The organism is Bacillus sp. GB_SG_008, from assembly GCF_052038115.1.
Classification (GTDB): Bacteria; Bacillota; Bacilli; order Bacillales; family Bacillaceae_G; genus Bacillus_A; species Bacillus_A rhizoplanae.
In genome coordinates this window covers 127,194-142,543 of sequence record NZ_JBPZSK010000004.1, presented here as the reverse complement: position 1 = coordinate 142,543, position 15,350 = coordinate 127,194, and the positions used below count along the sequence as shown (strand labels likewise).

Sequence of the window (15,350 nt, the reverse complement as noted above, 5' to 3'; positions counted from 1 at the left end):
TTCACGTTATAAAGGGATTGCTTACTTTGAATATACAACCGGTGTTCATGATTTTCCTGTTAGAAGCTATGAAAAAGCAGTTTATTAAAAGGGAAGGGAGTTTTTTACCTTGTCCTGCATAGTTTCTAACATCTAAGCAAAAAGTAACGTTGGAGGTGAGCAAAGTGGGTCGAAAAACTAAACAGGATCCTTCCAGAGCAGGCCTTGGTTCTTCACAAGTTGAAGGGCAAGGAACTACTACGCAAGAAACAGGTTCCATGAAAGTACCTTCATCAAATAAGAGACAAAAACGTAGTTAATCATAATTTTTCATGAATTTACTGTGAAACGTAGTAAAGTGAAAAAGCCATTGGAATTATGCTTATTAATTCCAATGGCTTTTTTAGATGTTGAAAATTTTCCCTATGTTCTCTCAATACCTATTGTGAAGTATATACAACATCTTTTTGGAATCTCGTCACAATAGGTAAATTGTAAAGTTGTTTAAAACACTAGTCATGTTATTCAGCAATCGGACCATATTCTGGAATAATGGGTAACCCCAAGATACCTGTAACTTTTACATTTAAACTTTAGCGGAAATAATAAAATCTTTTTTTGTTAAGCCTTAGAGGACATTAGAATCTTTAATTCCTGGTGTTAATGTCCTCTATCTTGATAACGCTCATTTAGATCTGCACGACATTCTGTTCAGGTCCCAGTTGATTCGGATTTTGAGAAAAACGGTAGTATGTAACTCGTTTTTTGTTATTAGCTTGATGGGCATGGGGTTTACCCTCTTACAGAGTTAGAAGATAACTCGGACATCTCTGTTACTGTGGTTGCTGACCATCGTACTGCTTTTTCTTCATTCTTGTGCCCAGTATGATGAGGGCCACATAGATTACGATGGCAATCGAATCTATAAGCGTATCCGTAAGCCCCGATACGTCAAGCAATGCCGTTACACCAAGAATAACCATTAGTCGGACGATCAGGATCGCCGCAATCAACCATGCGGCAAACCGGATCTTTGATCGCTCGGTTTGGAATGACATGAAAATGAAAGCAATGCCGAAGACCAGATTTTCCGCCGTGATGATGTGCCAGACATACGTGAATACTGTCCGGGTACCCACGGATATCGCCTCAATGTTGAGCATCGGTAGCACAGCGGATTGCCCGTTCCATGCGTGCGTGACGGCAAACAGTATCGCAAGGACGCCTGCAATCAGATAATAAAAATTCCTAACCTTGATGTTCACCACAACCTTCCTTGGAAATTCCTGGTTTCTTCTTTCTCTTTTTTGTTTACTTCTTTAATTATTTTCAATTTATGTCCTTAAATTGATTTTATTCACTTTAATGCAGAAAGAACGCTACTTTAAATAAAGTGGCTCATTTCCGTGACCTTGTCATTTTATGCCACAAACGGGCGCGATTGTGCAGTAAATCCTTAGATTCAAATGACTTTATTGCTATATTTTTAAGTGCAGCGTGGTTTCAGTCATTTCGTTACATTATTAAATAAAGAGTTAATAAGTTCTATCATTTGTTTCATTAAAAAAATGTTTTAGACTATAGAAAAAAGTATTAGACTATTAAAAAATAGTTGTAGATTGAAAAAGGTGCTTTCATGTATAGAAAGCACCTTTTATAAACATAAAACCAATGTATCCCCAAACCTTGAAAATTTACTTCAGAAAATCTGAAGAGGATTTTCCTTCACATAATCAGTGTTATTGGAAATAAATATATTTGTTTTATTTAACTTTAGAACTCCTTTAGTTGAGCTGTAAAACTTCGAAAGTTGGCTTGTTTGTAGAAGTTAAAAAGACTGGGCAAGACGGAATCCAAGGTCGTCTATGCAAAATGACGGATGGCTACGACGACGACACGAAGCCCCACAACCCCTGGCCTCTTCAGCCCAGCTACCTCCTCGGAAAATTCGATAGGAGCCGTACACTCGTTCATCATATAAATCCCAACACCACTCCCAAACATTTCCTAACATATCATACAGACCCCATGCATTCGGTTCCTTCCTTCCTACTTCATGGATTGTGCCTCCTGAATTTTCATTATACCAGGCAATCTTATCAAGCTCTCCGTATCTATAACCAGTGGTCCCTGCTTTACATGCATATTGCCACTCTGCTTCTGAAGGAAGTCGATAGCCGTTTGATTCCCAATCACAAATAATATTTTCATCATCATTACTTATAGAATAACACTCTTTCAGTCCAGCTTTCTGTGAAAGTAGATTACAAAAAGAAATTGCGTCATTCCAAGAAATATTCACAACCGGTTTTAGATCTCTGTCAAAAGAATTAGGTGATTTATTTGTAATAGCATAGTATAGATCCATAGTTACAGGATATCGGGCAAGAAGAAAAGGTCTTATTTCAGCTTTCCATTTGCTTTTTATTCTATCGTCTCTTAATTCTATTTCTCCCCCTGGAATTTTTATCATTGGATAGTCAAGGTAACTCTTTATTTCATTTACCACTCTACCTTCCTCCTAATGATCTTAGTTTTACAAATTTTACCTCGTGTAGAGCCATTAAATCAATACAAAAATTACGTTGTTTTTTGCAGATAACTGCCTGTTAGCGCTGCACCACAGAAAAACATGTATTTAACCAACAACTAAAAGAAACATTTGACATATATTAGTATCAGTTTAAAATAAAAGTGAGTACTCACTCATAAAAATGAAGAGGAGGAAAGTATATGTCTCCAACAAATGAGGCAGTATTGCTTAAAGGTGTTTCCAAGTACTTTGGAAAGAAACAAGTGATTCAAGATATTTCATTTTCTGTCGGGGAAGCTGAAATTTTTGGTTTAGTCGGCCCTTCTGGCTCGGGAAAGACGACACTTATTAAAATGATTGCTGGTATTAGTGAAGCAACATCGGGAGAAGTAACAGCACTGCAAACAGTTATGCCGAATTTGAATGGAATGAAACAAATTGGCTATATGGCTCAAGCTGATGCATTATATGATGAACTATCGGCTTATGAAAATGCTGATTTTATCGCGACAATGTACGGATTAAAAGGAAAGCAAAAGAAGGAGCGCATTTCTGAAGTTTTTGAGCTTGTTCAGTTATCTGAGGATGCAAAAAAGCAAGTGCAGCATTTTTCAGGTGGAATGAAGAAGCGTTTATCGCTTGCCATGTCACTTTTGCATGAACCAAAGCTTCTTATTTTAGATGAACCAACTGTTGGGATTGATCCCGTTCTTCGAAAATCAATTTGGGATAAGTTTTATGAGCTGAAAAAACAAGGAACGACGATTATTGTTACAACGCATATTATGGATGAAGCAGAGTTTTGTGAACGCCTTGGTTTAATTCGTGAAGGGAAGTTAATCGCAACGGGTTCTCCAGTTGAATTAAAAGAACGAACAACATCGGGACGTATTGAGGATGTCTTTTTACTGGAAGGAGTGATGGAGTGATGAGAGTATTTGGAGTTGTTATCCGTATTATTCGTCAGTTTTTCCGAGATAAAAGGTCGCTTGCGCTTATGTTCGGAGCACCGATGTTACTTCTTTGGCTTCTTTCACTTGTATTCACACAAAAAGATTACAAGCCTCATATTGCTTTAGTTGATGTACCAGCACCAATTGTAGAATCAATGAAAAAGCAAGATGCTTCTTTTTATGAGTATGATAAGGAGAAAGCACGTAGTGAATTAGAAAATCAAGCAATTGATGCGATAGTTACTGTAGATCATGGAAAGATGAAAATAACGTTAGAAGGTAGCGATTCATCGAAAAATCGTGCTGTCATGCAAGTTTTGCAAAAGAGTATGGAGAAAAAAGAACCGACGACTATGAAGCCTGATGTTTCTTATTTACATGGATCAGCTGATTTTACTATGTTTGATGGATTAGGTCCGGTATTAATTGGCTTCTTTACATTCTTCTTTGTCTTTATTTTATCAGGAGTTTCATTCGTTCGAGAGCGTTTAAGCGGTACTTTGGAACGATTATTATCGACCCCAATTCGGCGTTGGGAGATTGTTGCAGGTTATATTATTGGATTCGGTATCTTTGCATTTTTACAATCCGTACTGATTGTTAGTTTTTCTGTGTATGTTCTTGATTTATATGTTGCAGGTTCACCTTGGCTCACGTTACTTATTACATGTATGCTTTCATTAACAGCACTAACACTTGGAACATTTTTATCAGCGTATGCAAACAATGAATTTCAAATGATTCAATTTATTCCATTGGTCATCGTACCACAAATTTTCTTTTCGGGTTTATTTCCGATTGAGTCTATGAATAAGTGGTTACAACTATTAGGAAAGTTATTTCCTTTAACATACGGTGCAGATGCGATGCGGCAAGTTATGATTCGAAATCAAGGATTTAGTGAAATTGCTGTTGATCTTGGAGTTTTATTATTATTTGCGATTGTGTTTGCAGTAGGTAACGTATTTGCTTTGAAGAAGCATAGAAGAATATAATGGAAATAAAAGGAGTTTATCATGAAAGAGGATTGGTTAGAAGAATTAATTGCTGCCACAGGGACGGATAAGCGCAATGAACGGCAAATGCGCATTTTAGAAGCAGCAGTGGACATGTTTAGTGAAAAAGGGTATTCGGCAACGTCAACGAGTGAAATTGCTAAGCGTGCGGGTGTAGCGGAAGGAACGATCTTCCGTTACTATAAAACGAAAAAAGATTTGTTGTTTGCCGTTGTGATGCCAACTTTAACGAAATTTGCCGCACCGTTTTTTGTGCAAACTTTTGCAAAAGAAATATTTGAAAATACGTATGATTCATATGAAAATTTTTTACGTGCTGTCATTCGCAATCGCTTTGAATTTGCAAGAAAACACTTTCCGATGCTGAAAATTTTAATTCAGGAAGTACCATTTCATCCTGAATTAAAAGATGAAATTCAACAATTACTAGCAAAAGAAATTTACTCTCGCTTTGAAAAAATCGTTGATCATTTTCAGAAGCAGGGACAAATTATTGAACTTCCCAAGCCGGCAGTATTACGGTTTACATTATCACCTGTTATTGGTTTAATTTTAACCCGTTTTTTATTACTACCAGAAGAAAAATGGGATGATGATGCTGAGATCGAGTCTACAGTTCAATTCATTTTATACGGGCTAACACCTCGGAGGTAATAATATGAGGCAATTTGTAAAACCAACAGTTGTCGTAAGTAAATGTTTAGAATTTGAAGCATGCCGTTATAATGGTGACAAGATTTCTGATGCAACAGTGCGTAATTTACAGCCGTTTGTAGAATTCATTCCAATTTGTCCAGAAGTGGAGATTGGACTTAGCATTCCAAGAGAAACGATTCGTATTGTTGAACAAGATGGGATACAAAAATTAGTGCAGCCATCAACAGGAGATGATTTAACGGAGAAAATGCAGCAGTTTTCAGATGTATTTTTATCTTCTCTACCGGATATAGATGGTTTTATTTTGAAAAATAGGTCTCCAAGTTGCGGAACTCGTGATGTGAAAATATATGCTGGGGTAGGAAAAGCACCAACAAAAGGAAAGGGTGCGGGTTTATTTGGTAGTGCAGTATTAGCTACCTTTTCACATTTAGCAATTGAGGAAGAAGGAAGATTGTCGAATTTTATCATACGTGAACATTTCTTTACGCAGTTATTTACGATTGCTCATTTTAAAACGTTAAAGAAAAAGAAAAACATGAAGGCTTTAGTTGAATTTCAATCTGATTATAAATACTTATTTATGGCGTACAATCAGACGAAGCAAAAAGAATTAGGGCGTATCATTGCTAATCAGGAAAAATGTCCGATTGATGAAGTATTTGCAAGCTATGAAAAAACATTGTATGAGTTGTTAAAACGTACACCGCGGTATACATCAAATATAAACGTATGTCAGCATATTTTTGGCTATTTTAAAAATAAATTGAAGAAAGAAGAGAAAGATCATTTTCTTTCTTTACTTAGTAAGTATGCAGAAAAGAAAATACCATTAAGCAGTATTCTCACTATTTTAAAATCGTGGGCACTTCGGTTTGAGGAAACATATTTACTGAGACAAACATATTTTGAACCGTATCCAGAAGTTTTAGTGGAAATCACAGATTCTGGAAAAGGAAGAGATTATTAAACAAAAAACTACATAATTCGACCTTTTAATTCCTATGTTGTTGTAGAACAATGTAGGAATTTTTTCGTGCATTAGTACAGATTCTGTTTTACAATTGAATTATGACAGAATTATAGCAATTATCTCACTACTGTTCGTTCTTTTTTCGAGGCAAGATTTGTACTATATACGCGCACGCTGTCGAAATAACGAATTCGATAAGGGGTGTGACAAATGGAATTTACTCTTACTAGAGAAAAACAAATGATCAAAGAAATGGTGCGCGACTTTGCTGAAAAGGAAATCGCTCCAAAAGCGGTGTATTACGACAAAACGGCAGAATTCCCATATGAAACGTTTCAAAAGATGGGCGAACTTGGTTTGTTAGGAATCCCATTCCCTGAAGAATACGGTGGTTCTGGCGGCGATACGTTATCGTATGCATTAGCAGTTGAAGAAATTGGCCGCGCTTGTGGTGGTACAGGATTAAGTTATGCTGCAACAATCTCACTGGGCGCTTCTCCTATCTATTATTTTGGTACAGAAGAACAAAAACAAAAATATTTAGTTCCAATGGCATCTGGTAAGACACTTGGTGCATTTGGATTAACAGAGCCAAATGCTGGATCTGATGCTGGTGGAACACAAACGAAAGCGGTATTAGATGGCGATGAGTATGTAATTAGCGGCGAGAAGTGCTGGATTACAAATGCTGAGTATGCGAATACGATTATTGTAACCGCTATCAATGGTGTTGAGGAAAGTGGTAAGAAGCGAATTTCTGCTTTTATCGTACCGACAAATAGCGAAGGATTAACAATTTCTAGTCCGTACGACAAAATGGGTGTTCGTGCTTCGAATACATGTGAGATTGTTTTAGATGGCGTTCGTGTACCAAAGGAAAATATCCTTGGGGATGTAAATAAAGGATTTAAACAATTTTTATATACGTTAGATGGTGGCCGCATTTCCATTGCTTCATTAGCAGTAGGGATTGCTCAATCTGCATTTGAGCGTGCATTGCAATACGCAAAGGAGCGTAAACAATTTGGTCGTTCTCTATCAAACTTCCAAGCAATTCAATTTAAATTGGCAGATATGGCAACAGAAATTGAATTAGCACGCAATATGGTACATAAAGCTGCTTGGTTAAAAGACAATGATAAGCCATTTGGGAAAGAAGCTGCGATGGCAAAACTTTTTGCCTCTGAAACAGCAAGCCGTGTATCAAATCAAGCGGTTCAAATTCATGGTGGTTACGGATATATGCGTGAGTATGAAGTAGAGCGTCATATTCGTGATGCAAAGTTATTAGAAATTGGTGAAGGTACTTCTGAAATTCAGCGTCTCGTTATTTCAAGACATTTAGGATGTCGTTAATAGGAGGGTTCACTATGTTTCGAAAAATATTAATTGCGAACCGCGGTGAAATTGCTGTTCGTATTATAAAGACGTGTCAAAAACTTGGGATTCGTACAGTTGCGATTTATTCAGAAGCTGATGAGTTTGCACTTCATGTGAAAATGGCAAATGAAGCATATCTTGTTGGTGGTCCACGCGTACAAGAAAGTTATTTAAATCTTGAAAAGATTATTGAAATTGCAAAAGAAACAAATGTAGAAGCAATTCATCCAGGTTATGGATTGTTGTCAGAAAATCCAACATTTGCAGCGCGCTGCGAAGAAGAAGGAATTGTCTTCATTGGTCCTTCTAAAGATGTTATTGCGAAGATGGGAAGCAAAATTGAGTCCCGAAAAGCAATGCTAGAAGCTGAAGTTCCAATTGTACCTGGTATTTCAACTAGCATTCCAACAGTAGAAGAAGCGAAAGAAATTGCAAGTCAAATTGGTTATCCACTTATGTTAAAAGCATCTGCTGGCGGCGGAGGCATTGGTATGCAAGTGATTGAAACTGAACAAGCGCTCACTCAAGCGTTTGAAAGTAATCAAACTCGTGCAAAAAATTTCTTCGGAAACGGAGAAATGTATATGGAACGATTGATTACAAATGCGCATCATATTGAGATTCAAGTGCTTGCTGATAAACAAGGGAATACAGTGTATTTGTGGGAACGTGAATGCTCTGTGCAGCGCCGCAATCAAAAAGTAATTGAAGAAGCGCCATCACCATTTTTAGATGAAGAAACACGCAAGGCGATGGGAGAAGTTGCAGTAAAAGCTGCGAAAGCACTTGGTTATGCGAATGCAGGGACAATTGAATTTCTCGTTGATGATGAGAAAAACTTCTATTTCTTAGAAATGAATACGAGATTACAAGTAGAGCATCCAGTAACAGAAGAAATTACAGGTCTTGATTTAGTAGAGCAACAACTGCGCATCGCATCAGGCGAAACACTTTCGTTTACGCAGGACGAAGTAAAACGCAGTGGTCATGCCATTGAAGCTCGTATTTATGCGGAAGATCCAAAAACATTTTTCCCATCACCAGGGAAGATCAAGTCTCTTTCTCTTCCAACATCAGTTCGCGTCGATCATTTCTTAGAAGATGGTGTAACAATTACACCGTTTTATGATCCAATGATTGCAAAAATCATTGCACATGGAGAAACGCGTGCAGATGCAATTCAAAAATTGCAAGTGGCATTAGAAGAATTGCAAGTGGAAGGTATTAAAACCAATACGCCGATGCTTCTGCAAGTGTTAGAAGATGAAGTATTCCAAAGTGGTATTTACACAACAAGCTTTGTCACGAAACAGCTTGTGAAAAAATAAAGGTTACGAAATTTAAAGGAGGAAATAATGATGACAAAAGTGTATGCATCGATGGCAGGAAATGTTTGGAAAATTGTGGTAGGTGTAGGAGATACAGTAGAGGAAGATCAAGACGTCGTCATTTTAGAATCTATGAAAATGGAAATTCCGATCGCTGTAGAAGAATCTGGCACAGTTATGAAGATTCTTGTGCAAGAGGGCGATTTTGTTAATGAGGGAGATGTATTAGTAGAAATTGAATAATTAGAAACGGGGTGTAATCGATTGAAACTACCTTCTTTTGCTTCTATTAAAGAAGTTGGACCGCGTGATGGTTTGCAAAATGAAAAGAAAATTGTTGGCTCAAAAGATAAAGTGAAATGGATTCATATGTTAGCAGACGCAGGTCTTTCTTATATTGAAGTTTCATCTTTCGTTCACCCTAAATGGATTCCTGCTTTAGCAGATGCACAAGATGTGTTTACAATGCTTGAGCGGAAACCACATGTTACATATGCAGCTCTCGTTCCAAATCAAAATGGTTTGGAACGGGCGCTTTTGCAAGATGTAGATGAGGTGAACGTCTTTTTATCTGCTAGTGAAACGCATAATAAGAAAAATATTAATAAATCAATTGATGAAGCACTTTCTGTTATTGAGGATATAACGAAACAATCACTATTTGCTGGGAAAACGGTACGTGGTTACGTATCTACTGTGTTTGGTTGTCCGTATGAGGGCGAAATAAGCGTTCAAGCCGTTGATGAACTTTGTGACAAATTGTTTTCGTACGGTATTTATGAAGTATCGCTTGGAGATACGATTGGGGTAGCAAATCCGGCACAAGTAGAACGTGTGCTAGAGCATTTACTCAAAAAATATGATTCTTCTAAATTTGCGATGCACTTTCATAACACGTACGGCATGGCACTTGCCAATGTTGTAAAGTCATTAGAATGCGGTGTTACAACATTTGATAGTTCGTGCGGTGGTCTTGGCGGATGCCCGTATGCACCAGGTGCGTCTGGAAACGTCGCAACAAATGATTTAGTTCATATGCTTCATAAAATGGGCGTGCAGACAAATGTAAATGAAGAAAAGTTATTACAGGCAACGAAATTTATTCAAAGCAAGCTCGATATGCAGATTCCAAGCCATGTATACCGTGCCTTGCAACATAAAACAGTGAGTAGGTGATCCCATGTTACAGCTGCAAAATATTTCAGTTGAATTCGTAACTCCTCATATTGTGAAAGTGATGTTAAATCGTGAACGACAAGCAAATGCTTTATCACTTGCTCTTTTAGAAGAATTACAAGAGACACTTAGTCGTATTAACGAAAAAAATGATGTCCGTGTCGTAATGATTACGGGTGCAGGTGCAAAAGCATTTTGTGCAGGTGCAGATTTAAAAGAACGCGCGAATATGAACGAAGAACAAGTGCGCCATGCAGTTGGGATGATTCGCTCTACAATGGATATGGTAGAACAATTATCACAACCTGTTATTGCAGTTCTAAATGGAATTGCGCTTGGTGGCGGTACAGAATTAAGTCTTGCTTGTGATATTCGCATTGCTTCTGACACAGCAAGTCTTGGTTTAACAGAAACATCGCTTGCGATTATTCCAGGAGCCGGTGGTACGCAGCGTCTTCCGCGTTTAATTGGAATTGGACGTGCAAAAGAATTAATTTATACAGCAAGACGTATTTCAGCTGAAGAAGCAAAGGAATATGGACTTGTAGAATATGTTGTTCCTGCTGATGAACTAGAAGAAAAAGCAATTGAAATTGCAAAGCAAATTGCAGAGAATGGCCCAATTGCTGTTCGCCTTGCGAAAGAAGCGATTACAAATGGTATGCAAGTAGATTTAAAGACTGGTTTACAAATGGAAAAGCAAGCGTATGAAGGAGTGATTCATACGCAAGATCGCTTAGAAGGATTACAAGCATTTCGTGAAAAACGGAAGCCGATTTATAAGGGGGAATGAACATGCTAGATCAAAAACAACAATCTCGTACATTAGAAGAACGCATAGAAACGATAAAGCAAGGCGGCGCACCGAAATATCATGAGCAAAATACAGCAAAAGGGAAACTGTTTGTTCGTGATCGTTTGGCGCTTTTGTTTGATAACGGTGAGTATGTAGAAGATGCGTTATTTGCAAACTGCGAACAAGAAGGCTTACCTGCTGATGGAGTTGTTACCGCAACTGGTAAAGTAAATGGGCGTACTGTTTGTGTAATGGCAAACGATTCTACCGTAAAAGCAGGATCATGGGGATCTCGTACAGTAGAAAAGATTTTACGTATTCAAGAAACAGCTGAAAAATTACGTGTACCGCTCTTTTATCTTGTTGACTCCGCTGGTGCACGTATTACTGACCAAGTTGAAATGTTCCCAGGAAGACGCGGCGCAGGGCGCATTTTCTATAACCAAGTAAAATTATCCGGAAAAGTACCGCAAATTTGTTTACTATTTGGTCCATCGGCTGCTGGCGGTGCATATATTCCTGCTTTCTGTGACGTTGTTATGATGGTTGAAGGAAATGCATCCATGTATCTTGGTTCACCTCGTATGGCTGAGATGGTAATCGGTGAAAAAGTAACATTAGAAGAAATGGGCGGAGCACGTATGCATTGCTCTGTATCTGGTTGCGGAGATGTACTTTGCAAAACAGAAGAAGATGCAATTTCAAAAGCACGTCAATATATTTCTTACTTTCCAAGTAACTACTTAGAAAAAGCTCCAATGACAGAACCTCAAGAACCGAAAGAATTTGAAAAAACATTAGAACAAATTATCCCGGAAAATCAAAATGCACCTTTTAATATGCTTGATTTAATTAAACGTATTATTGATGAAGACTCTTTCTTCGAAGTGAAAAAATTATTTGCACAAGAACTTATTACTGGATTTGCACGTATTAACGGTATGCCAGTTGGAATTATTGCGAACCAGCCTCGTATGAAAGGCGGCGTATTATTCCACGATTCCGCTGATAAAGCAGCAAAATTTATTACATTATGCGATGCGTACCACATTCCACTTTTATTCTTAGCTGATGTACCAGGCTTTATGATTGGTACAAAAGTAGAGCGTGCTGGTATTATCCGTCACGGTGCAAAAATGATTTCTGCTATGAGTGAAGCAACTGTACCGAAAATTTCTATCGTTGTACGAAAAGCATACGGTGCTGGTTTATATGCGATGGCAGGCCCTGCATTTGAACCTGATTGCTGCCTTGCACTTCCTACAGCTTCAATTGCAGTAATGGGACCAGAAGCAGCGGTAAACGCAGTGTATGCAAATAAAATTGCAGCACTTCCAGAAGAAGAGCGTCCAAGCTTTATCGCTCAAAAACGTGAAGAGTACAAGCAAGATATTGATATTTATCGTCTTGCATCAGAAATGGTAATTGATGGTGTTGTCCATCCGAACCAATTACGTGAAGAATTAAAGAAACGTTTTGAAATGTATATGAGCAAATATCAAGTATTTACAGATCGAAAACATCCAGTTTATCCGGTATAAAGTGAAACTTTTATATAAATACAAATTGAAAAAACGATATAAAACTCTTTTCTTTTTAGGTGGGCGAGAACATCCGGCCTTGCTTAGAAGCGATCAACTTCCTTTCCTGCCACATATCATACGAAAACAAAGAGAGGCAACGAGCTCAGATCACTTTTGTTCTGCGTAGCAGTGAGTTATATGTTGAAAAATCAAAATGGATTTATATATTAGTGAGAATGCCCTGTTGAAGGGTGTTCTTTTTCAAAAAATAAGGGGGGAAGAATAGTGAAACAAGCAGTTTGGTTTCCAACAGAAGAATATAAAGCAAAAACACGCTTATATCAATGGATGCAATCACTAGGCTATGATGATTATGAAACATTTTATCAAAAGTCTATTGAAGATACAGCATGGTTTTGGGGAGAAGCAGAGCGTGCTGTAGGTTATCAATGGATGAGTCCATATACAGAAGTGTTAGATTTGGCAAACGGTATTCCGTTTGCGCAGTGGTATGTAGATGGTACTTGCAATGTTGTAGAATCTGCACTGTCTCGCTGGATTGCAGAAGATGATACAAAAGCACAAAAGGCTCTCATTTGGGAAGGAGAAAATGGAACATCAAAATCGTTTACATATGAAGAGCTAGATCATTGGGTAAGCCGCGTTGCAAATGGTCTTAAGCATTTAGGAATTGAAAAAGGAGATCGTGTAACAATTTACATGCCAATGATACCAGAGACAGTGGTTGCAATGTTAGCTGTGATGAAAATTGGTGCGATCATTTCTCCTATTTTCTCAGGGTTTGCTTCAGATGCAGTTATGACACGTGTGCAAGCAGCAGGGTCGAAAATGATTATTACGGCAGATGGATTTGCACGCCGTGGTAAAACAGTTTCTTTAAAAGATGAAGTGGATAAAGCATGTCAGCATTGCCCAAGTGTTGAAAAAGTGGTAATTGTCCGTCATGCGGGGAACGAATTTACACCGCATGATTATGATATTTTATGGAGCGCTCTTGAAAAAGAGAAACCATTTACTCATGCAGAAGAGATGAAAAATGACGACCCGCTTATGCTTATTTATACATCTGGTACAACAGGTAAACCAAAAGGAACAGTGCACACGCATGCAGGATTCCCGTTAAAAGCAGCATTTGATGCTAGTTTTGGTATGAACGTAAAACAAGGTGACCGAATGCTGTGGATTACTGATATGGGCTGGATGATGGGTCCGTTCCTACTATTTGGTTCTCTTATTAACGGAGCAACAATGGTTATGTATGAAGGTGTACCTGATTATCCAGAACCAGATCGTCTATGGGAAATGGTTGATCGTTATAAAGTAACACATCTTGGTATTTCACCAACATTAATTCGTTCATTAATGGCAAAAGGTGATGAATGGGCAAACAAACATTCACTGCAAAGTTTAGAAGCAATCGGTTCAACAGGTGAACCGTGGAATCCAGACCCTTGGATGTGGCTCTTTGAAACAGTTTGCAAAGGGAAAGTACCAATTTGTAACTATTCTGGTGGTACTGAAATTTCTGGTGGTATTTTTGGAAACGTCCTTATTAAACCGATTGCACCAATTAGTTTTAATGCAGCATTACCAGGAATGGCCGCTGTTGTATTGGATGAAACGGGTGCACCAGTTCAAAATGAGGTCGGAGAATTATGTTTAGAAAAGCCTTGGGTTGGTATGACGAAAAGTTTCTGGGAAGAAGATGATCGTTATGTGAGCACATATTGGTCTCGTTTTGAAAACAAATGGGTGCATGGTGACTGGGTATTATATGATGGAGAACAATACATCATTACAGGTCGTTCTGACGATACGTTAAATATTGCAGGAAAACGTATTGGACCTGCGGAGTATGAATCCATACTTATAAAACATAATGATGTCATAGAAGCTGGTGCAATTGGAGTTCCTGATGAAGTGAAAGGTGAAGTGTGTCATTGCTTTGTTGTGTTACGCGAGGGCACTTTATTTACACCAGAATTGAAAAAAGAGTTAATGAGTCTAGTAAACTCTCACATTGGAAAAGCACTGTGTCCAAAAGATATTCATGTTGTTGAAGATTTACCGAAAACACGTAACTCGAAAGTGATGCGCCGCGTTATTAAAGCAGCGTATTTAGGAAAAGAACTTGGAGATTTATCTTCACTAGTGAATCCTGAGGTTGTGACGTATATTCAAAGATTACAGTCTCAACAACAACTATAATTTTTAAAAAGCAAACTCTTTAATATAGGAGTTTGCTTTTTAATTTGTGTTTATGAGTATTAAATTAGATTAAAGTAGGAACGGGAAATAATGGTAAACGCCAAGTAACTCCAAAATATACAATAAAGGTTGATTTTAGAGTTACTTGACGTTTACATAGATACTATATTTATATCTGTTAAGAACTCGATATAATCCGTAATAATAGTTTGATTTCTGGCATTGGGTAATCCTTATCACCATGAATATTTAGCGTCATAAGTCCAGAAAGGACAGTAAAGTAGCAGGAAATTAGATTCCGAGGATTCCCCTTAGCAAATACGCCTAATTTTTGCCCCTCTATGAATAATGGCTCCAATTTATCGACATAAACTTCCATAGAATATTGCTTGAGTAGCACTTTAGCTTCTTCGGGTACTTCATCTGATGTGCGAGCCTGATGAATTAGCATGAAACCAAGTTGATTTTCTTCATCGAGTATATGCTGAGTTAAAGCTCTTATTTTATCCATTGGTGATCCTGGTAGATGATAGAAGCATAGGCCATCAATTGATTCTTTCATTGCCCGTTGAACGAGTGTAGTGAAAAGTTCATCCTTTGATTTAAAATAGCGATAGAGAAGACCTGGGCTGATATTTGCTTCAGTAGCAATCATACTCATTTTCGTTCCGTTGATGCCCCGGCGTGCGAAGACTTTAAGGGCAGATTCCATAATTTGTTCCTTTCGCTCATTACGAATCTGTTGTAACTGATCTTCATTTAAAGGTGACAATAGGATTTTTCCTCCCCGCAGTAGTATTTTCTAAT

15 protein-coding genes are annotated in these 15,350 nt (G+C 37.9%); 12 read left to right on the top strand and 3 right to left on the bottom strand.

The window, feature by feature from the left end; all coding sequences use genetic code 11:
• Positions 1-164: 164 nt before the first annotated feature.
• Positions 165-299, top strand: coding sequence for a YuzL family protein (locus tag ACTDJC_RS12200; RefSeq protein ID WP_098307419.1), 135 nt, complete (start codon positions 165-167; stop codon positions 297-299).
• A gap of 513 nt (positions 300-812) precedes the next feature.
• Here the strand turns inward: ACTDJC_RS12200 and ACTDJC_RS12195 are convergent.
• A complete protein-coding gene (locus ACTDJC_RS12195) occupies positions 813-1,247 on the bottom strand; it encodes a hypothetical protein (RefSeq protein WP_440603551.1) in 435 nt (144 codons plus the stop codon).
• Between the two features lie 560 nt (positions 1,248-1,807).
• Positions 1,808-2,452 carry a formylglycine-generating enzyme family protein gene (locus ACTDJC_RS12190; RefSeq protein WP_440603733.1) on the bottom strand — a complete coding sequence of 215 codons (645 nt, stop codon included), beginning with the start codon at positions 2,450-2,452 and terminating at the stop codon, positions 1,808-1,810.
• 260 nt (positions 2,453-2,712) lie between these two features.
• On the opposite strand from ACTDJC_RS12190, the gene ACTDJC_RS12185 reads away from it, so the two are divergent.
• The 11 genes from ACTDJC_RS12185 (at position 2,713) to ACTDJC_RS12135 (ending at position 14,543) form a co-directional block, all read left to right on the top strand.
• Positions 2,713-3,441, top strand: coding sequence for an ABC transporter ATP-binding protein (locus ACTDJC_RS12185; protein WP_440603550.1), 729 nt, complete (start codon positions 2,713-2,715; stop codon positions 3,439-3,441).
• Positions 3,441-4,460, top strand: coding sequence for an ABC transporter permease (locus tag ACTDJC_RS12180; RefSeq protein ID WP_098307429.1), 1,020 nt, complete (start codon positions 3,441-3,443; stop codon positions 4,458-4,460). Before ACTDJC_RS12185 ends, ACTDJC_RS12180 begins: the two co-directional genes overlap by 1 nt.
• 21 nt (positions 4,461-4,481) lie before the next feature.
• Entirely contained in the window at positions 4,482-5,135 is a 654-nt protein-coding gene (locus tag ACTDJC_RS12175) for a TetR/AcrR family transcriptional regulator (protein ID WP_253629489.1), read from the top strand.
• Between the two features lie 4 nt (positions 5,136-5,139).
• Entirely contained in the window at positions 5,140-6,108 is a 969-nt protein-coding gene (locus tag ACTDJC_RS12170) for a YbgA family protein (protein WP_098307432.1), read from the top strand.
• A gap of 213 nt (positions 6,109-6,321) precedes the next feature.
• Entirely contained in the window at positions 6,322-7,467 is a 1,146-nt protein-coding gene (locus ACTDJC_RS12165) for an acyl-CoA dehydrogenase (RefSeq protein ID WP_098307434.1), read from the top strand.
• A 14-nt stretch (positions 7,468-7,481) separates the two neighbouring features.
• Positions 7,482-8,819, top strand: a complete 1,338-nt coding sequence (locus ACTDJC_RS12160) for an acetyl-CoA carboxylase biotin carboxylase subunit (RefSeq protein ID WP_098307436.1) — start codon at positions 7,482-7,484, stop codon at positions 8,817-8,819.
• A 27-nt stretch (positions 8,820-8,846) separates the two neighbouring features.
• Complete coding sequence (locus ACTDJC_RS12155; RefSeq protein ID WP_098307438.1) at positions 8,847-9,062, top strand: acetyl-CoA carboxylase biotin carboxyl carrier protein subunit; 216 nt, start codon at positions 8,847-8,849, stop codon at positions 9,060-9,062.
• Positions 9,063-9,083: 21 nt separating this feature from the next.
• Positions 9,084-9,995 carry a hydroxymethylglutaryl-CoA lyase gene (locus tag ACTDJC_RS12150; RefSeq protein ID WP_098307440.1) on the top strand — a complete coding sequence of 304 codons (912 nt, stop codon included), beginning with the start codon at positions 9,084-9,086 and terminating at the stop codon, positions 9,993-9,995.
• A gap of 4 nt (positions 9,996-9,999) precedes the next feature.
• Positions 10,000-10,788, top strand: coding sequence for an enoyl-CoA hydratase (locus tag ACTDJC_RS12145; protein WP_098307442.1), 789 nt, complete (start codon positions 10,000-10,002; stop codon positions 10,786-10,788).
• Positions 10,789-10,790: 2 nt separating this feature from the next.
• Positions 10,791-12,332, top strand: coding sequence for an acyl-CoA carboxylase subunit beta (locus ACTDJC_RS12140; protein ID WP_253629495.1), 1,542 nt, complete (start codon positions 10,791-10,793; stop codon positions 12,330-12,332).
• A 267-nt stretch (positions 12,333-12,599) separates the two neighbouring features.
• Positions 12,600-14,543 carry an AMP-binding protein gene (locus ACTDJC_RS12135; RefSeq protein ID WP_440603549.1) on the top strand — a complete coding sequence of 648 codons (1,944 nt, stop codon included), beginning with the start codon at positions 12,600-12,602 and terminating at the stop codon, positions 14,541-14,543.
• Positions 14,544-14,721: 178 nt separating this feature from the next.
• Here the strand turns inward: ACTDJC_RS12135 and ACTDJC_RS12130 are convergent, their stop codons facing one another.
• Positions 14,722-15,315, bottom strand: coding sequence for a TetR/AcrR family transcriptional regulator (locus ACTDJC_RS12130; protein WP_440603548.1), 594 nt, complete (start codon positions 15,313-15,315; stop codon positions 14,722-14,724).
• Positions 15,316-15,350 lie beyond the last annotated feature (35 nt).